General features: G+C 71.6%; 15 protein-coding genes and 1 pseudogene. 14 read left to right on the forward strand and 2 right to left on the reverse strand.

Annotated elements, in window-relative coordinates:
* Nucleotides 1-49: 49 nt before the first annotated feature.
* Nucleotides 50-964 (reverse strand): carbohydrate kinase, encoded by a 915-nt coding sequence (locus ABZ385_RS30600; protein ID WP_358913942.1) that lies wholly within the window; start codon nt 962-964, stop codon nt 50-52.
* A gap of 214 nt (nt 965-1,178) precedes the next feature.
* On the opposite strand from ABZ385_RS30600, the gene ABZ385_RS30605 reads away from it, so the two are divergent.
* On the forward strand, nt 1,179-1,607 hold the full coding sequence (locus tag ABZ385_RS30605; RefSeq protein WP_358698080.1) for a Rieske (2Fe-2S) protein: 429 nt from the start codon (nt 1,179-1,181) through the stop codon (nt 1,605-1,607).
* A 64-nt stretch (nt 1,608-1,671) separates the two neighbouring features.
* Here ABZ385_RS30605 and ABZ385_RS30610 read toward each other — a convergent pair whose 3' ends face one another.
* Nucleotides 1,672-2,772, reverse strand: coding sequence for a hypothetical protein (locus ABZ385_RS30610; RefSeq protein ID WP_358583825.1), 1,101 nt, complete (start codon nt 2,770-2,772; stop codon nt 1,672-1,674).
* A gap of 229 nt (nt 2,773-3,001) precedes the next feature.
* On the opposite strand from ABZ385_RS30610, the gene ABZ385_RS30615 reads away from it, so the two are divergent.
* The 13 genes and pseudogenes from ABZ385_RS30615 to ABZ385_RS30675 all read left to right on the forward strand — a co-directional run.
* Nucleotides 3,002-3,664, forward strand: coding sequence for a papain-like cysteine protease family protein (locus ABZ385_RS30615; protein ID WP_358698083.1), 663 nt, complete (start codon nt 3,002-3,004; stop codon nt 3,662-3,664).
* 5 nt (nt 3,665-3,669) lie between these two features.
* Nucleotides 3,670-4,509: a hypothetical protein gene (locus ABZ385_RS30620; RefSeq protein WP_358583822.1), complete on the forward strand. Its 840-nt coding sequence runs from the start codon at nt 3,670-3,672 to the stop codon at nt 4,507-4,509.
* Nucleotides 4,510-4,649: 140 nt separating this feature from the next.
* Nucleotides 4,650-6,713 (forward strand): excinuclease ABC subunit UvrC, encoded by a 2,064-nt coding sequence (gene uvrC, locus ABZ385_RS30625; RefSeq protein WP_358583820.1) that lies wholly within the window; start codon nt 4,650-4,652, stop codon nt 6,711-6,713.
* The gene (rapZ, locus tag ABZ385_RS30630) at nt 6,710-7,645 is read left to right on the forward strand and encodes an RNase adapter RapZ (RefSeq protein WP_358583818.1); all 936 of its coding nucleotides are present in this window, start codon (nt 6,710-6,712) and stop codon (nt 7,643-7,645) included. The genes uvrC and rapZ overlap by 4 nt, the downstream gene beginning before the upstream one ends.
* Complete coding sequence (gene yvcK, locus ABZ385_RS30635; protein ID WP_358583817.1) at nt 7,642-8,664, forward strand: uridine diphosphate-N-acetylglucosamine-binding protein YvcK; 1,023 nt, start codon at nt 7,642-7,644, stop codon at nt 8,662-8,664. Before rapZ ends, yvcK begins: the two co-directional genes overlap by 4 nt.
* Entirely contained in the window at nt 8,655-9,644 is a 990-nt protein-coding gene (gene whiA, locus ABZ385_RS30640; RefSeq protein ID WP_358913943.1) for a DNA-binding protein WhiA, read from the forward strand. Before yvcK ends, whiA begins: the two co-directional genes overlap by 10 nt.
* Nucleotides 9,645-9,809: 165 nt before the next feature.
* Entirely contained in the window at nt 9,810-12,770 is a 2,961-nt protein-coding gene (locus ABZ385_RS30645) for a M14 family zinc carboxypeptidase (protein ID WP_358913944.1), read from the forward strand.
* A 188-nt stretch (nt 12,771-12,958) separates the two neighbouring features.
* The gene (gene gap, locus ABZ385_RS30650) at nt 12,959-13,969 is read left to right on the forward strand and encodes a type I glyceraldehyde-3-phosphate dehydrogenase (RefSeq protein WP_358583811.1); all 1,011 of its coding nucleotides are present in this window, start codon (nt 12,959-12,961) and stop codon (nt 13,967-13,969) included.
* A 102-nt stretch (nt 13,970-14,071) separates the two neighbouring features.
* Nucleotides 14,072-15,283, forward strand: coding sequence for a phosphoglycerate kinase (locus tag ABZ385_RS30655; RefSeq protein WP_358583809.1), 1,212 nt, complete (start codon nt 14,072-14,074; stop codon nt 15,281-15,283).
* Between the two features lie 6 nt (nt 15,284-15,289).
* On the forward strand, nt 15,290-16,066 hold the full coding sequence (gene tpiA, locus ABZ385_RS30660) for a triose-phosphate isomerase (protein ID WP_358583807.1): 777 nt from the start codon (nt 15,290-15,292) through the stop codon (nt 16,064-16,066).
* Nucleotides 16,067-16,201: 135 nt separating this feature from the next.
* Nucleotides 16,202-16,432 (forward strand): preprotein translocase subunit SecG, encoded by a 231-nt coding sequence (gene secG, locus ABZ385_RS30665; RefSeq protein ID WP_358583805.1) that lies wholly within the window; start codon nt 16,202-16,204, stop codon nt 16,430-16,432.
* 159 nt (nt 16,433-16,591) lie between these two features.
* Nucleotides 16,592-16,927 (forward strand): RNA polymerase-binding protein RbpA, encoded by a 336-nt coding sequence (locus ABZ385_RS30670; protein WP_003957010.1) that lies wholly within the window; start codon nt 16,592-16,594, stop codon nt 16,925-16,927.
* 197 nt (nt 16,928-17,124) lie between these two features.
* A pseudogene (locus ABZ385_RS30675) lies at nt 17,125-17,954 on the forward strand (glucose-6-phosphate isomerase); the annotation flags it as partial.

Genomic DNA, 17,954 nt, shown 5'->3' on the forward strand with positions numbered 1-17,954 from the left:
CGGACCCGGATGGGCAGCCCCGAGCGGACCCCGACAGGCCGTCCCGTCGTCAGCGGAGCTCCGCCGCGTACGGGGGTTCTGCGCCCGGTCGTGAGCAGGTGATCTCCGCCGCGCGCGCGGCGAAGCGCAGCACGTCGCGCCAGCCGGCAGCGCCCAATCCGGCCGAGGCATCCGCCGAGAGCGCGTCGCGCGCCGCGAGGCCGTGCAGCAGCGCCGCGTTGACGGTGTCGCCCGCGCCGATGGTGTCCACGACGTCGACCCGTTCGCCGGGCACCCGCAGTTCCATGCCGTCCCGTGTGTACAGCCACAGGCCCTCGCCGCCCCGGGTGACCACCACGGCAGAGGGCCCGGCGGCCAGCCACTCCTCGGGCCCGCCGCCGAGCCAGTCGGCGTCCTCCTGCGACAGCTTGAGCAGCGAGACCGACGGCAGCCAGCTCCGGAACCGCGCCCGGTAGGCGTCCGCGTCGGGGATCAGTGCCGCCCGCACATTGGGGTCGAGCGCCGTGAACACCCCGCGCCCCGCCGCCCGCCGCAGCAGCTCCTCGTACGCGCTCGCGCCCGGCTCCAGGACGAGCGAACAGGTGCCGAACGACATCGCGCGCACGCCCTCGGGAAGGTGCTCCGGAGCGCTGAAGAGCCGGTCGGCCGTGCCCTCGACGTAGAAGGAGTACCCGGCCGAGCCGTCCGCGCCGATCGAGGCGACGGCGAGCGTCGTCGGCTCCGGGCCGCGCTGGACGCAGGCGAGGTCGACACCGGCCGCCCGCAACCCGTCCAGCAGGGCCTCGCCGAAGGCGTCCCGCGACACGCGCGAGCAGAAGGCGACGGGGGAGCCGAGGCGACCGAGTGCCACGGCGGTGTTGTACGGGCCGCCGCCCAGGCGCGGCGCGAGCAAGGGAAGTCCGGCCCCCGCCTCCCGTCCCTCGGGCACGAGGTCGATCAGGGCCTCTCCGGCGACGACTATCACGGGCGGTTCCTCTCGGGCGCTGCCTGGCTCGGTCCTGGGCGGGACGCCGGGCCGCACGTCGCGCGGCCGGGCGTCCCGCCCAGGCTAGGCCGTCCGCGACCGCCGGGCCGTGCGCGGGCAGCGGACGCGGGCCCCTGCGTACCCCACCCGGTCCGCCGCGCTCCCGCCGGTATGGTCTGATCCGTCACCGATGCCCCTGACCTGTGGAGACACCATGCCCGGCACGCCCCCCGCCCGCCGCACCGTGCTGCGGGCCGCCGCTCTCGCCCCGGCCGTCGGGCTCGGCCTCACCGCCTGCTCCGCCGGCGACGAAGGCTCGAACCGGTCGGCGCCGACCGCGCCGGTGGACCTCGGGAACTCCGACGACGTGCAGGTGGGCGCCTCGAAGCTGTACACGGACCAGAACGTGGTCGTCAGTCGGATCTCCGACGACCAGTACAAGGCGTACAGCACGATCTGCACCCACGCCCGCTGCCCGATCAACACGCTGGAGGGGCACAAGCTCATCTGCCAGTGCCACGGCAGCCAGTTCGACGCCACGAACGGCGCGGTGCTGCACGAGCCGGCGGACGAGCCGCTGCGCGAGCTGCCCGTGAAGGTGCGGAACGGCAAGCTCATCGCGGGCCCGGAGAAGAAGGCCTGACCGCCCCCGCCGCCTCCCCCCCCCCCGGGCAGCCGCAGCCTCACCCCCGCCGCCGGGGCCCCGGTCACTGCCAGTCCCAGGCGATCCCCAGCAGCCCCGCCCGCACCTGCGGCTCCACCAGGTGCACCGAGCGGTGGCTGCCGCTCAGGGTCAGTTCCTGCCGGCCGCCGCGCGGGGCGGCCGCCGACTGCTGGGCGAAGCGGTGGCAGCGTACGGGCAGGGCGTCGGCGTCGAAGCGGATCTGGAGCGCGTACTGCCCGCCCGCGTAGGTGAAGCCGCGCACGTACTCGGTGGCCGTCCCCGCCGTGCCGTCCTCGAAGCCGTAGCCGAACAGATGGGTCTCGCCCGCCCGCAGCCGCGCGTCGAAGAGCAGCTCCGCGACCAGCACCCCCGCTCCCGCGTGCCACCGCACCCGTCCCGTCCGGCAGTTCTCCAGGGCCCGCACCCGTATGCGCTCGGGCGCGCAGCCGGGGTCGCCGTAGTAGATCGCCACATAGCGGTCCACGCCGTCCTGGTGCGCGCGTACGGCGTGCTGCGACTCGCGGCCGAGCAGCTCGCGGCGCGCGCCGATCCGCACCCGCTCGTGGTGGCCGATGGTGTGCAGCCCCCCGTCGACCGGGGAGCCGAGCTCGGCGAGGAGTCCGCGCAGCACGTCGGAGGCCTCGACCAGGGAGCGGTACGAACGGGCGGAGGGCCGTTCGGCGTCGGAGCGTTCGAAGGGGTGGTCAAGGAGCCGGAGCAGTGACTCCTCGGGGAGCTGGAGGATCTCCTCCAGGGCCCGCACGGCGCGCAGTGACTCGGCGCGCTGGGGGCGCCGGGCGCCCTGCTGCCAGTAGCTCAGGCTGGTCACGCCGACGGTGATGCCGTACTGGGCCAGATGGTGGCGCACCCGCTGCAACGGCAGCCGCCGGGCGGCGATCGCGGTGCGCAGCGCGATGTGGAAGGGCCCGGTGCGCAAGGCGGCCGTCAGCTCCGCCGGATCACCGTCCGCCGCCCGCCCCGCCTCGGGCCGACCCCGAGCGCCACCGCTCTCGTACGCTCGCGCCGCCCCATGCGCCCGCGCCACCTCGCTCGGCCGCGCCACCTCGCTCGGCCGCCCCGCCTCGTTCGTCCGCGCCACGTCGTTCGAGCGTGCGCCCTGTGCGAGCCGTGCGTCGTACCGCATGAGGGCCCCTTCCCTGTGAACGTTCACTTCGGCCGCCACGGCGTTCGGGCCGGTCACGGCGGGCCGCCAGGTCGGCGCGCGGCGTGCGTTCACATCTGTGGGCCGCCGTTCACGGCCCAAGTAATTCCGCATTGAAGCGTGTTGACCTGCACCCGACAACACTCGATGCTCAATCGCAAGCGTCCGGACGCGCTCCTCCACACCCCACATCCCGCTCGGGAGGAACGCGATGCGCTCACCGATCAACAAGAGCGGCGGCACAGGCAGACGCAGACGTCTGTCCGCGCTCGCCCTCGTCACCGCGGCTCTCTTCGCCGCGCCCACGGCCACCGCGACGGCGGCCCCCGCCCCCGCCCCGGCCTCCGTCCAGCAGGCGAGCGGGGGCCGGAGCGCCGCCGACGCCTCCGTCCTCGCCGCCAAGCGCCTGAACATCACCATGCAGGCGCAGCAGAAGACCAACTGGTGCTGGGCGGCGGGCGGCAACACCATCGCGACCTTCCTGGGCCGCAACTACAGCCAGAACCAGTTCTGCAACGCGGCCTTCGGGCGCAGCCAGAACACCGAGTGCCCCAACAACCAGGCCACGCTCGGCAACGTCCAGAGCGGTCTGCGCTGGGCGGGCATCAACCCCGGCTCATACGTCACCGGCTGGCTCCGCTACTCCACCGTGCAGTCCGAGATCAACGCCGGGCGCCCGGTCGAGACCCGCATCCAGTGGGCGAACGGCGGTGGCCACATGCACGTGGTCTACGGCTACGACGACGCCGACAGCTGGGTCTACTGGGGCGACCCGTGGCCCTCCAGCGACCGCTACAACTGGGCCTCGCACGCCTGGTACGTCGACAACGACACCTTCTCCTGGACCCACTCGCTCTACCGGATCGGGGCGTGAGAGCGATGACCCGTCACCTCCCGCGCCGCCTGGCCAGGACCGCGCTCGCCGGTTCGGCCGTCACCCTCCTCCTGGGCCTCGCGGTCCCCGCGGCCTCCGCCGCACCGGACCCCTCGGCCCCCGCCGCGCCCTCCACGGCCTCCCGCGAGGCCGCGCACGAGGCGGCGAAGGCGCCGAAGACCCTGGAGACGCTCTCCCGCTTCTTCGCCCGGGAAGGAGCGGTCACCAAGGCCGCCGCCCACCCGCGCGTCCAGGGCGGGGCCGTGCCCGTCTACTACCTCTCGCCGGAGTTCGTCGCGGGCAAGAAGGGCGCGCCGGTCGCCCGCCTGGAGTTCCTCGCCAGCAAGGCGGTCTCCTCCGACGGCCAGGAGGCCTCCCTCTGGACCGTCCGCCGGGGCGGCTCCTGGCAGGTCGTGAACATCGCCACAGGGGACGACGAGACGCACTACGCGCGCGTGGGCGCCGCCAAGCTCCCCGGAGGCACCGTCTTCCACGAGCCGCAGATCAACGCCTGGTACGTGCAGGGGCACGCGCGCGTGCTGCCGCTCGACAAGGACGCGGTGCGTGCCGTGGGCGCCGACGGCACCTCGCTGGCCGCCTACGGCAAGCGCGTGCGCAAGGCGTACGGCGACAAGCTGCCGGGCTCCGCGTACGAGCGGTCCGGCAAGGCGGGCGGCTACGAGGAGACGGAGTCCGGGCGGACCACCGCCCAGAGCCCCGCGCCGAGCCCTGCCCAGGGCCCCGTCACCGTCGCCTCCACGCTGGCCGGCGCGGGCGCCCTGGCCGCCCTCGGCCTCTCCGGGACGATGCTGGTGAGGCGCCGCCGGGCCCGGCACCAGGGCTGAGGCACGCGAACGGCGGCCGGGACGCCGGCCGCCGTTCCCGCGCGCCGCCCACCCACCGGCCGACCGCCGTTCCCGCGCGCCGCCCCCGGGCCGGTGGCGGCCGACCCGGAGTGTCAGTGCACGCCAGTAGGCTGTCCGACATGGCCGACCCTTCCAGCTACCGCCCCCAGCCGGGACAGATCCCCGACGCCCCGGGGGTCTACAAGTTCCGCGACGAGCACCGCCGGGTGATCTACGTCGGGAAGGCCAAGAGCCTGCGTCAGCGCCTGGCCAGCTACTTCCAGGACCTGGCCAATCTGCACCCCCGCACCCGTTCGATGGTCACGACCGCCGCCTCCGTGGAGTGGACGGTGGTGAACAACGAGGTCGAGGCGCTCCAGCTGGAGTACTCCTGGATCAAGGAGTTCGACCCCCGGTTCAACGTCAAGTACCGCGACGACAAGAGCTATCCCTACCTCGCGGTGACGATGAACGAGAAGTTCCCCCGCGTGCAGGTGATGCGCGGCCACAAGAAGAAGGGCGTGCGCTACTTCGGGCCCTACGGCCACGCCTGGGCGATCCGCGACACCGTCGACCTCCTCCTGCGCGCCTTCCCGGTGCGCACCTGCTCCGCGGGCGTCTTCAAGAACGCCACCCGCACCGGCCGCCCCTGCCTGCTCGGCTACATCGGCAAGTGCTCGGCGCCCTGCGTGGAGCGCGTCACCCCCGAGGACCACCGCGAACTGGCCGAGGACTTCTGCGACTTCATGGCGGGCCGCACCGGCACGTACATCCGCCGCCTGGAGCGGCAGATGGCGCAGGCGGCCGAGGAGATGGAGTACGAGCGCGCGGCGCGCCTGCGCGACGACATCGACGCCCTCAAGAAGGCGATGGAGAAGAGCGCCGTCGTCCTCGCCGACGCCACCGACGCCGACCTCATCGCCCTCGCCGAGGACGAGCTGGAGGCCGCCGTCCAGATCTTCCACGTCCGGGGCGGCCGCGTGCGCGGCCAGCGCGGCTGGGTCACCGACAAGGTCGAGGCGGTCACCAGCGCCGACCTCGTGGAGCACGCGCTCCAGCAGCTCTACGGCGAGGAGAGCGGCGACGCCGTGCCCAAGGAGGTGCTCGTCCCCGCCCTGCCCGACCCCATAGAGCCGGTCCAGGAGTGGCTGACCGAGCGCCGCGGGGCCGGCGTCTCGCTGCGCATCCCGCAGCGCGGCGACAAGAAGGCCCTGATGGAGACCGTCGCGCGCAACGCCCGGCAGTCCCTCGTCCTGCACAAGACCAAGCGCGCCTCCGACCTCACCACCCGCTCCCGCGCCCTGGAGGAGATCGCCGCCGCCCTGGAGCTGGACAGCGCCCCCCTGCGCATCGAGTGCTACGACGTCTCGCACCTCCAGGGCGACGACGTCGTGGCGTCCATGGTCGTCTTCGAGGACGGCCTGGCCAGGAAGAGCGAGTACCGCCGCTTCCAGATCAAGGGCTTCGAGGGCCAGGACGACGTCCGGTCCATGCACGAGGTGATCACCCGCCGCTTCCGGCGCTACCTCGCCGACAAGGAGCGCACCGGTGAGTGGGTGGACGAGGACACCGGCGAAGTGGGGGAGAGCGCCCTCACCGAGGAGGACGGCCGCCCCAAGCGGTTCGCCTACCCCCCGCAGCTCGTCGTCGTGGACGGCGGGCAGCCGCAGGTCGCCGCCGCCAAGCGGGCCCTGGACGAGCTGGGCATCGACGACATCGCGGTGTGCGGCCTGGCCAAGCGCCTGGAGGAGGTCTGGGTCCCCGCCGAGGACGACCCCGTCATCCTGCCGCGCACCAGCGAGGGGCTGTACCTCCTCCAGCGCGTACGGGACGAGGCGCACCGCTTTGCCATCACCTACCAGCGCGCCAAGCGGGCCAAGCGCTTCAAGGCGGGCCCGCTGGACGAGGTGCCGGGCCTCGGCGACGCCCGCAAGCGGACCCTGATCAAGCACTTCGGTTCGGTGAAGCGGCTCCGGTCCGCGACAATCGACCAGATCTGCGAGGTCCCCGGCATAGGCCGCAAGACGGCCGAGGTCATCGTGGCGGCCCTCGCCGGCGCGGTGCCCGCCGGCCCCGCGGTGAACATGGCGACCGGAGAGATCATGGAAGACGAGGAGCCCACCGCCGCGGGCACCTCGGACAGCGCAGGAGAGGAGCCCGTGACCGCGGGCGCCTCGGAGGAACGACGGGGGCAGGAGACATGAGCGAGCACGACGAAGGTGGAGAGCAAGTGAGCACGGGCGCGCCGATCGAGACACCAGGGGTCCCCGAGGCGGCGATCCCCGAGCTGGTGATCATCTCCGGCATGTCGGGTGCCGGCCGCAGCACGGCCGCCAAGTGCCTGGAGGACCTCGGCTGGTTCGTCGTGGACAACCTGCCGCCCGCGCTGATCCCCACCATGGTGGAGCTCGGCGCCCGCTCGCAGGGCAACGTGGCCCGCATCGCGGTCGTCGTCGACGTCCGCGGCCGGCGCTTCTTCGACAACCTCCGCGAGTCCCTCGCCGAGCTGGAGTCCAAGAACGTCACGCGGCGCATCGTCTTCCTGGAGTCCTCCGACGAGGCCCTGGTCCGCCGCTTCGAGTCGGTCCGCCGCCCGCACCCGCTGCAGGGCGACGGCCGCATCGTCGACGGCATCGAGGCCGAGCGTGACCTGCTGCGCGAGCTGCGCGGCGACGCCGACCTGGTCATCGACACCTCCAGCCTGAACGTGCACGAGCTGCGCGCCAAGATGGACGCCTCGTTCGCCGGCGAGGAGGAGCCCGAGCTGCGGGCCACCGTGATGTCCTTCGGCTTCAAGTACGGCCTGCCGGTCGACGCCGACCTGGTCGTGGACATGCGCTTTCTGCCCAACCCCCACTGGGTCCCCGAGCTGCGCCAGTACACCGGCCTCAACGAGGAGGTCGCCGCGTACGTCTTCAACCAGCCCGGCGCCAAGGAGTTCCTCGACCGGTACGCCGAGCTGCTCCAGCTCATCGCCGGGGGCTACCGCCGCGAGGGCAAGCGGTACGTGACGATCGCGGTCGGCTGCACGGGCGGCAAGCACCGCTCGGTGGCCATGTCGGAGAAGCTCGGGGCGCGCCTGGCGTCCGAGGGCGTGGAGACCGTCATCGTCCACCGGGACATGGGGCGCGAGTGAAGCCGACCCGCCGGACCGTCCGCCTGAGCCGTCTGGGCCGCAAGCGGGGCACCCAGCCGAAGGTGGTCGCGCTCGGCGGGGGCATGGGCCTGTCCGCCTCGCTCGCCGCGCTGCGCCGCATCACCGGGGCCGGCGACCTCACCGCCGTCGTCACCGTCGCCGACGACGGCGGCTCCAGCGGCCGCCTCCGTGACGAGCTGGGCGTGCTGCCCCCCGGCGACCTGCGCAAGGCGCTCGCCGCGCTCTGCGGCGACGACGACTGGGGCCAGACCTGGGCCCGCGTCATCCAGCACCGCTTCCAGTCCCGCGGCGCGCTGCACGAGCACGCGGTCGGCAATCTGCTGATCGTCGCCCTGTGGGAGCAGCTCGGCGACCACGTCCAGGCGCTGGACCTGGTCGGCCGCCTGCTCGGCGCGCAGGGCCGCGTCCTTCCCATGTCGGCCGTGCCGCTGGAGCTCCAGGCGCTGGTCAAGGGCCACGACCCGAGCCGCCCCGACGACGTGGACACCGTCCGCGGCCAGGCCACGGTGGCCCTCACCCCCGGCGAGGTCCAGTCGGTGCACGTCGTGCCGTCCGACCCGCCGGCCGTCCCCGAGGCGGTCGCCGCCGTCCTCGACGCGGACTGGGTCGTCCTCGGCCCGGGCTCCTGGTTCTCCTCGGTGATCCCGCACCTCCTGGTCCCCGAGCTGCTGGACGCGCTGACCGAGACGAAGGCCCGCAAGGTCCTCCCGCTGAACCTCGCGCCGCAACCGGGAGAAACCGATGGCTTCTCTCCGCAGCGTCATTTGGAGGTTTTGGCCCGACACGCCCCTAAACTCGCCCTGGACGTGGTGCTGGCCGACGAGGACGCCGTGCCCGACCGTGAATCACTGTCCGACGCCGCGAAGCGGCTCGGTGCCACGGTCGAGCTGGCAGCGGTGGCCCGGCCCGACGGGACTCCGAGGCACGATCCGGAGCTCCTGGCAGCCGCGTACGACCGTATTTTTCGGATGCATGGAAGGATCGGCCCATGGCGATGACGCCAGCGGTGAAGGACGAGATCTCCCGGCTCCCCGTCACCCGGACCTGTTGCAGGAAGGCAGAGGTCTCGGCGATCCTGCGGTTCGCGGGCGGCCTTCACCTGGTGAGCGGCCGCATCGTGATCGAGGCGGAGCTGGACACCGCGATGGCGGCACGCCGCCTGAAGCGGGACGTCCTGGAGATCTTCGGGCACAGCTCGGAGCTGATCGTGATGGCCCCCGGCGGCCTGCGGCGCGGCTCGCGCTACGTCGTTCGGGTGGTCGCGGGCGGTGATCAGCTCGCCCGCCAGACCGGCCTCGTGGACGGCCGCGGCCGTCCCATCCGGGGCCTGCCGCCGCAGGTGGTCTCGGGGGCCACCTGCGACGCGGAGGCGGCCTGGCGCGGGGCGTTCCTCGCGCACGGCTCGCTCACCGAGCCCGGCCGCTCCTCCTCCCTGGAGGTCACCTGCCCGGGTCCGGAGGCGGCGCTGGCCCTGGTGGGCGCCGCCCGCAGACTCCAGATCGCGAGCAAGGCGCGCGAGGTGCGGGGCGTGGACCGGGTCGTCGTGCGCGACGGCGACGCGATCGGCGCGCTGCTGACCCGCCTCGGGGCGCACGAGTCGGTCCTCGCCTGGGAGGAGCGGCGGATGCGGCGCGAGGTGCGCGCCACCGCCAACCGCCTGGCCAACTTCGACGACGCCAACCTGCGCCGTTCGGCCCGCGCGGCCGTCGCCGCGGGCGCCCGGGTGCAGCGGGCCCTGGAGATCCTCGGCGAGGAGGTCCCCGAGCACCTCGCGGCGGCCGGCCGGCTGCGCATGGAGCACAAGCAGGCCTCCCTGGAGGAGCTGGGCGCGCTCGCCGACCCGCCGCTGACCAAGGACGCGGTGGCGGGCCGCATCCGCCGCCTGCTCGCCATGGCGGACAAGCGGGCCCAGGACCTGGGCATCCCCGGCACGGAGTCCAATCTGACCGAGGAACTCGCGGACAACATGGCGGTCTGACCGCCCCACGAGCAGCGACAGCCGCCGACGCCTCCCGGGGCACCGGCGGCTTCCGCTTGCTCGCGGACACCTCCGGCCGCCCCCCGCCGCCGTATTGACATGATCATGCACTGTCACGAGCCTGGCATCCCGCACATCCGTGCCGGGCAACCGCAAGGGGGGCTCATGAGACGAAGAGCGAGCGCGAGATCGATCCTCGCCGCTTCCGCACTGCTCATCGGTGGTCTCGCCGCCGCACCGCACGCCCAGGCGAGCGGACCCGCGAAGTCACCGGCCGCCGACGACCCGGCGACCGTGAAGGTCTACCGGGCCGAGGTCACCAAGGAGCAGATCCCCCTCCTGATCGAGGCGGGCCAGGACGCCCACGAACTGGCGGGGCAGGCACCCGAGCACGGCACCGGCCGCGTCGAGCTGTACCTGACCGAGGGCCAGGCCGCGGCGATCGAGCGCCGGGGCGTCGAGCTGCGCGAGCACACGGTCTCCCCGGCCGCCGAGAAGCGGGTGCGGGCCGCGGGGGACGGCGTCTACCGGCCGTACAGCGGCAGGGGCGGGCTGAAGGAGGAGATCGTCAGGACCGGGCAGGCCCACCCCGGCCTCACCAAGGTCGTCTCCATCGGCAAGACCGTCCGGGGCAAGGACATCCTCGCCCTGAAGGTCTCCAAGAACGCCGGGAAGACCAGGGACGGCGCCAAGCCGGCCACGCTCTACCTGTCCAACCAGCACGCCCGCGAGTGGATCACCCCCGAGATGACCCGCCGCCTGATGCACCACTACCTCGACAACTACGGCAAGGACAAGCGGATCACCGAACTGGTGGACTCCACCGAACTGTGGTTCGTGCTCTCCGCCAACCCCGACGGTTACGACTTCACGCACGCCGCCGACGGCGACCGCCAGTGGCGCAAGAACCTCCGCGACATCGACGGCGACGGCACCATCGCCCCCGGCGACGGCGTCGACCTCAACCGCAACTTCGCCTACAAGTGGGGCTACGACAACGAGGGCTCGTCCCCCGACGCCTCCTCCGAGACCTACCGCGGCGCGGCGCCGATGTCCGAGCCGGAGACCAGGGCGCTCGACCGCTTCGAAAAGCGCATCGGCTTCGAGTACGGCGTCAACTACCACTCGGCGGCCGAACTGATCCTCTACGGAGTGGGCTGGCAGGTCGCCACGCCCACCCCCGACGACGTCCTCCACCGGGCGCTCGCCGGCACCCCGGAGAAGCCCGCGATCCCCGGCTACCACCCGCAGGTCGCCTCCGAGCTGTACACCACCAACGGCGAGGCCGACGGGCACGCGGGCAACGTCAACGGCATCTCGATGTTCACCCCCGAGATGTCCACCTGCCAGACCGCCTCGAACGTCGACCCCGACGACGCCTGGAAGCCCGGCGACTGCGCGTCCGTCTTCACCTTCCCCGACGACGAGAAGCTCATCCAGCAGGAGTTCGCGAAGAACGTGCCCTTCGCGCTCGCCGTCGCGGAGACCGCCCTCCACCCCGACAAGCCGGTCTCCGTCACCGGCGCCGAGGCCCCGGACTTCACCCCGGACACCTTCACCACCTCGTACGCGCGCGGCGGCGACCAGGAGGTCGCCGTGACCGCCCGCAGGTCCGTGCGCGACAAGGAGCTGACGTACCGCGTCAACGGCGGACGCACGCAGGAGAAGCACCTCAGGGCCTGGAAGGGCGGCGAGACCTACGGCGGGCAGGACAACCTCCACTTCGATCAGTACCGCGCGAAGATCGCGGACGCCCGCGTGGGCGACAAGGTGGAGGTGTGGTTCACCGGCCGCACCAAGAAGGGCCGCACGCACAGCGAGCACTTCACGTACACCGTCGCCGCACGCCCGAGGGCGAGCGCGTTGGTCGTCGCCGAGGAAGGCGCACCGGCCACCGGGACCAAGAAGTACGTCGACGCGCTGAAGGCCAACGGGCGCGCCGCCGCCGTCTGGGACGTCGCCGAGAAGGGCGCACCGCACCCGCTGGGCGTCCTGTCGCACTTCTCCGTGGTCGTCCACGCGACCGGCGACGCCGTGCCCGGGGCGCCCACCCAGCTCGCCCTGCGCGCCTACCTCAACGAGGGCGGCAAGCTCATCGAGGCCGGCGAGCGCGCCGGCGGCGACGTCGACCTGGGGGAGGCCCTCACCGACGACTTCGCGCAGTACTACCTGGGCGCGTACGAACGTCTGTCCGCCCCCGGCGTCAAGGGCTTCGAGGGCAGCGGCGCCCTCAGGGGGGTGAAGGCCCCGCTCGCGGACGCCGCGGCCAACCCCCTCGACGAGGCCGGCCGCTTCACGGTCACCTCCGACAACCTCCCGCCCGCGCGGTTCCCGCAGTTCCGGAGCGCTGCGGCGGGCTCCTACCCCGGCCTCGCCAATCCGTACGCGCCCTACGCGGGCCAGGGCATGGCCTCGGCCACCCACGCCGACCGGGACTACAAGCGGCTCACCCGCACCCTGGACCTGACGGGCGTCACGGCCGCCGACCGGCCCGAACTGCGGTTCGCGCTCAACTGGAACCTGGAGCCCGGCTACGACCACGGGGTACTGGAGGCCCACACCCCGGGCGCCGACGACTGGACGACCCTGCCCGACAGGAACGGAAACTCCCGGGCCACCGTGCCCGCCGAGTGCGCCGCCGGGTTCCTCCTCAACGGCCACCCCTTCCTCGGCCACTACCTGACGCGCGGCTCGGACGGCTGCACGGCCTCCGGCACCAGCGGCTCCTGGAACAGCTTCACGGGCTCGTCCGGCGGCTGGCAGCCCGTCGCCTTCGACCTGAGCGCCTACGCGGGCAAGAAGGTCGAGGTCTCCCTCAGCGCGATCACCGACCCCTCCAGCGGAGGGCGCGGCCTCTTCGCCGACAACGCGGAACTGGTCGTCGGCGGGGCTGTCAAGGAGAGCGAGGGATTCGAGTCCTCGCTCGGCTCCTGGACCGCCGCCGCGCCCCCGGCCGGGAGCCCCAATATCACAGGCGACTGGAGCCGCACCGGGGAGCTCCACCGGCCCCACGCGGCGGTCACAGCGCGTGACAGCGTCCTTCTCGGGTTCGGCTTCGAACACGTACCCGGAAACGCCGAAAGGGCCGCTCTTATGGGCGCCTCCCTGGCACATCTGCGCAGCTGACGCTGCGTAATCGGGACGAAGGTCCCGTGGTCCGTACCCCTACTGAGGGGTACGGACCTTTGTGCCGCCCGCAGCCCCTCTCGATGTCACTTCACGGGCCTCGGAGAGGTAGGGTCGGAGGCGGTCGGGGACATCCCATACAACTCGCCGGGGTCTAAAACCGGCGTACCAACGAGGAGATCGGTTTCGTGACGATCCGCGTAGGCATCAACGGCTTTGGCCGCATCGGTCGCAACTACTTCCGCGCGCTGCTCGAGCAGGGTGCGGACATCGAAGTCGTGGCTGTCAACGACCTGGGTGACACCGCGACCACCGCGCACCTTCTGAAGTACGACACCATCCTGGGCCGCCTCAAGGCCGAGGTGTCGCACACCGAGGACACCATCACCGTCGACGGCCACACCATCAAGGTGCTGTCCGAGCGCGACCCCGCCGACATCCCCTGGGGCGACCTGGGCGTCGACATCGTGATCGAGTCCACGGGCATCTTCACCAAGAAGGCCGACGCCGAGAAGCACATCGCCGGCGGCGCCAAGAAGGTCCTCATCTCGGCTCCGGCCAAGGACGAGGACATCACCATCGTGATGGGCGTCAACCAGGACAAGTACGACCCGGCGAACCACCACGTCATCTCCAACGCCTCCTGCACCACCAACTGTGTGGCGCCGATGGCGAAGGTCCTCGACGAGAACTTCGGCGTCGTCAAGGGTCTGATGACCACGATCCACGCGTACACCAACGACCAGCGCATCCTGGACTTCCCGCACAAGGACCTGCGCCGCGCCCGCGCCGCCGCCGAGAACATCATCCCGACCACGACGGGTGCCGCCAAGGCCACCGCCCTGGTCCTGCCGCAGCTCAAGGGCAAGCTCGACGGCGTCTCGATGCGCGTCCCGGTCCCGACCGGTTCGGCCACCGACCTGGTCGTGGAGCTCCAGCGCGAGGTCACCAAGGACGAGGTCAACGCCGCGTTCAAGAAGGCCTCCGAGGACGGCGACCTCAAGGGCATCCTGTACTACACCGAGGACCCGATCGTGTCCTCGGACATCGTCAGCGACCCCGCCTCCTGCACCTTCGACTCCCTGATGACCATGGTCCAGGAGGGTACGTCGGTGAAGATCCTCGGCTGGTACGACAACGAGTGGGGCTACTCCAACCGCCTGGTCGACCTCACGGCCTTCGTCGGCGGTCAGCTCTAATATCCAGAGCAGGCATTTCGATGTGAGCACAGGGTCTGTCCCGCGCACCGCCGCGCCGGACGGGCCCTGTTGCATGTCACCGCCCTCCCAAGGAGCCCAGTAGTGAAGACGATCGACGCACTTCTCGCCGAAGGGGTCAACGGCAAGCGGGTCTTCGTCCGCGCCGACCTCAACGTGCCGCTCGCCGACGGCACCATCACCGACGACGGCCGCATCCGCGCCGTCCTGCCGACCGTCAAGGCCCTCGCCGACGCGGGTGCCAAGGTCGTCGTGGCCTCGCACCTGGGCCGCCCCAAGGGCGCCCCGGACCCGGCCTTCTCGCTGCTTCCCGCCGCCGAGCGGCTCGGGGAACTCCTCGGCGAGTCCGTCGCGTTCGCGCGGGACACGGTGGGCCCCGCCGCCCATGACACGGTCGGCGGCCTCGCGTCCGGCCAGGTCGCCGTCATCGAGAACCTCCGCTTCAACGCCGGCGAGACCAGCAAGGACGACGCCGAGCGCGGCGAGTTCGCCGAGCAGCTGGCCGCCCTCGCCGATGTGTACGTGGGCGACGGCTTCGGCGCGGTGCACCGCAAGCACGCCTCCGTGTTCGACCTGCCGGCCAAGCTCCCGCACTACGCCGGGTACCTCATCGCCACCGAGGTCGGCGTCCTGAAGAAGCTCACCGACGACGTCAAGCGGCCCTACGCCGTGGTCCTCGGCGGCGCCAAGGTCTCCGACAAGCTCGGTGTGATCGACCACCTCCTGGAGAAGGCCGACCGCATCCTCATCGGCGGCGGCATGGCCTACACCTTCCTCAAGGCCCAGGGCCACGAGGTCGGCATCTCCCTCCTCCAGGAGGACCAGATCCCGGCGGTCAAGGAGTACATGGAGCGCGCCGAGGCGAAGGGCGTCGAGTTCGTCCTGCCCGTCGACGTGCTCATCTCGCCGGTCTTCCCGGACCTGAAGACCAAGGCCCCGGCCAACCCCACCACGGTCGCCGCGGACGCCATCCCCGCCGACCAGGAGGGTCTCGACATCGGCCCCGAGACCCGTAAGCTCTACGCCTCGAAGCTCGCCGACGCGGCCACCATCTTCTGGAACGGCCCGATGGGCGTCTTCGAGCACCCCGACTACGCCGAGGGCACCAAGGCGGTGGCCCAGGCGCTCCTCGACTCCCCGGCCTTCACCGTCGTCGGCGGTGGCGACAGCGCCGCCGCCGTGCGGACCCTGGGCTTCGACGAGAACGCATTCGGCCACATTTCCACCGGCGGCGGCGCCTCCCTCGAATACCTCGAGGGCAAGACGCTCCCCGGCCTCGCGGCACTGGAGAACTGACACCTGATGACTACGCGCACCCCGCTGATGGCGGGCAACTGGAAGATGAACCTCAACCACCTCGAGGCCATCGCCCACGTCCAGAAGCTCGCCTTCGCCCTGGCCGACAAGGACTACGAGGCCTGTGAGGTCGCCGTCCTGGCGCCCTTCACCGACCTGCGCTCCGTGCAGACCCTGGTCGACGGCGACAAGCTCAAGATCAAGTACGGCGCCCAGGACATCTCGGCGCAGGACTCCGGTGCCTACACCGGAGAGATCTCGGGCCCGATGCTGGCCAAGCTCAAGTGCTCCTACGTGGCCGTCGGCCACTCCGAGCGCCGCCAGTACCACAACGAGTCCGACCAGCTCTGCAACGCCAAGGTGAAGGCGGCCTTCAAGCACGGCCTGACCCCGATCCTCTGCGTCGGCGAGGGCCTGGAGATCCGCAAGGCCGGCCAGCAGGTCCAGTACACGCTGAACCAGGTCGACGGCGGCCTCAAGGACGTCCCGGCCGAGCAGGCCGAGTCCATCGTGATCGCCTACGAGCCCGTCTGGGCGATCGGCACCGGCGAGGTCGCGACCCCCGAGGACGCGCAGGAGGTGTGCGGCGCGATCCGCGGCCGCCTCGCCGAGCTGTACTCGCAGGAGCTCGCCGACAAGGTGCGCATCCAGTACGGCGGCTCGGTGAAGTCCGGGAACGTCGCCGCGATCATGGCGCAGCCGGACGTCGACGGCGCCCTGGTGGGCGGCGCCGCGCTCGACGCGGACGAGTTCGTCAAGATCGTCCGCTTCCGCGACCAGTGAGTATGCGCTAGCGGCAATACGTCGTACCCTTGCGGGGGCCGGGCGGCCTCGGTCATCGAGGCTCCGGCCCCCGTCGTCGATACAGCGTCGATTCAGATCCGAGTCAGATCCGAGGAAGTTGGTCCAGCCGTGGTTATGGGGTTCTCGATCGCCCTGATCGTCTTCAGCCTGCTGATGATGCTGCTGGTGCTGATGCACAAGGGCAAGGGCGGCGGTCTGTCCGACATGTTCGGTGGCGGCATGCAGTCGTCCGTCGGCGGCTCCTCCGTCGCGGAGCGCAACCTGGACCGCATCACCGTCGTGGTCGGTCTGCTGTGGTTCGCGTGCATTGTCGCGCTGGCCCTGCTGACGAAGGCGAACAACTGACGCCAGGCACTGGTCGCTTGTCCGGTGCGAGCGCGCGTACGCGGCTTATCATGGGCTGGCGTCCGGGGGTGGGGGTGTAACTCCGCACACTGGACGCGCGTTGGGCCTTACGTAAACTGAGGCGCCCGCAGCAGCACCATCACGCAGGGAGTTACGACCGTGGCAAGTGGCAACGCGATCCGAGGAAGTCGGGTCGGGGCGGGGCCGATGGGCGAGGCCGAGCGCGGTGAGTCCGCGCCGCGACTGCGCATCTCCTTCTGGTGCTCCAACGGGCACGAGACGCAGCCGAGCTTCGCCAGCGACGCGCAGGTCCCCGATACGTGGGACTGCCCCCGCTGCGGCTTTCCGGCCGGTCAGGACCGGGACAACCCGCCGGACCCGCCGCGCACCGAGCCGTACAAGACGCACCTGGCGTATGTGCGTGAGCGGCGCAGCGACGCGGACGGCGAGGCGATTCTCGCGGAGGCGCTCGCCAAACTGCGGGGCGAGATCTGAGACTTGGGGTACGGCCGGGCACCGACGAAGGTGCCCGGCCGTTCTCTCGTTCCGTCAGCTGTTCGACGGGTGCCCGGTACGTGAGGTACGTGAGGTGCGTGCCCGGTGCGTGAGGCGCCTGCCCGGTGCCTGATCCATTAGGTTGGGCCACGGGGGCACTGCACGTACGCGGGTACGAGAGAAGGCTGACGTCCGAGATGAACGCAGAGAGCCGCGGCAGGCTTGATCAGACGCCCGAGTGGACGGCGCTCGCCGCCCACCGCGAGCAGCTCGGGGAGGTGCGACTGCGCGAGCTGTTCGCCGCGGACCCGGCGCGCGGCACGGCGTACACCCTCCAGGTCGGTGATCTGCACATCGACTACTCCAAGCACCTCGTCACCGACGAGACACTGCGGCTGCTGCGCGAACTGGCCGCGGCCACCGACGTGTTCGGGCTGCGGGACGCCATGTTCCGCGGCGAGAAGATCAACACCACCGAGGACCGCGCCGTCCTGCACACCGCCCTGCGCGCCCCACGGGACGCCGTCGTCCTGGTCGACGGCGAGAACGTGGTGCCGAAGGTGCACGCCGTCCTCGACAAGATGGGCGCGTTCTCCCGGAAGGTCCGTTCGGGGGAGTGGACCGGCCACACCGGCAAGCGCATCAAGAACGTCGTCAACGTCGGCATCGGCGGCTCCGACCTCGGCCCCGCGATGGCGTACGAGGCGCTGCGCTCCTTCACCGACCGGGACCTGACCGTGCGCTTCGTGTCGAACGTGGACGGCGCCGACCTGCACGAGGCCCTGCGGGACCTGGACGCCGCCGAGACGCTGTTCGTCATCGCCTCGAAGACGTTCACCACCATCGAGACGATCACCAACGCCACCTCCGCCCGCGACTGGCTCCGCACGGAACTGAAGGCCGGTCAGGAGGCGGTGGCCAAGCACTTCGTTGCCCTGTCGACGAACGCCGAGAAGGTCTCCGACTTCGGCATCGACACGGCCAACATGTTCGAGTTCTGGGACTGGGTCGGCGGCCGCTACTCCTT

This window comes from Streptomyces sp. NPDC005898, assembly GCF_040629635.1.
Taxonomy (GTDB): Bacteria; Actinomycetota; Actinomycetes; order Streptomycetales; family Streptomycetaceae; genus Streptomyces.

Coding starts and splice junctions, on each gene's coding strand:
- ABZ385_RS30615 (WP_358698083.1), top strand. CDS start 3,002: ATGCGCTCACCGATCAACAAGAGCGGCGGCACAGGCAGACGCAGACGT.
- uvrC (WP_358583820.1), top strand. CDS start 4,650: ATGGCCGACCCTTCCAGCTACCGCCCCCAGCCGGGACAGATCCCCGAC.
- rapZ (WP_358583818.1), top strand. CDS start 6,710: ATGAGCGAGCACGACGAAGGTGGAGAGCAAGTGAGCACGGGCGCGCCG.
- whiA (WP_358913943.1), top strand. CDS start 8,655: ATGGCGATGACGCCAGCGGTGAAGGACGAGATCTCCCGGCTCCCCGTC.
- ABZ385_RS30620 (WP_358583822.1), top strand. CDS start 3,670: ATGACCCGTCACCTCCCGCGCCGCCTGGCCAGGACCGCGCTCGCCGGT.
- tpiA (WP_358583807.1), top strand. CDS start 15,290: ATGACTACGCGCACCCCGCTGATGGCGGGCAACTGGAAGATGAACCTC.
- ABZ385_RS30645 (WP_358913944.1), top strand. CDS start 9,810: ATGAGACGAAGAGCGAGCGCGAGATCGATCCTCGCCGCTTCCGCACTG.
- ABZ385_RS30610 (WP_358583825.1), bottom strand. CDS start 2,772: ATGCGGTACGACGCACGGCTCGCACAGGGCGCACGCTCGAACGACGTG.
- secG (WP_358583805.1), top strand. CDS start 16,202: ATGGGGTTCTCGATCGCCCTGATCGTCTTCAGCCTGCTGATGATGCTG.
- ABZ385_RS30605 (WP_358698080.1), top strand. CDS start 1,179: ATGCCCGGCACGCCCCCCGCCCGCCGCACCGTGCTGCGGGCCGCCGCT.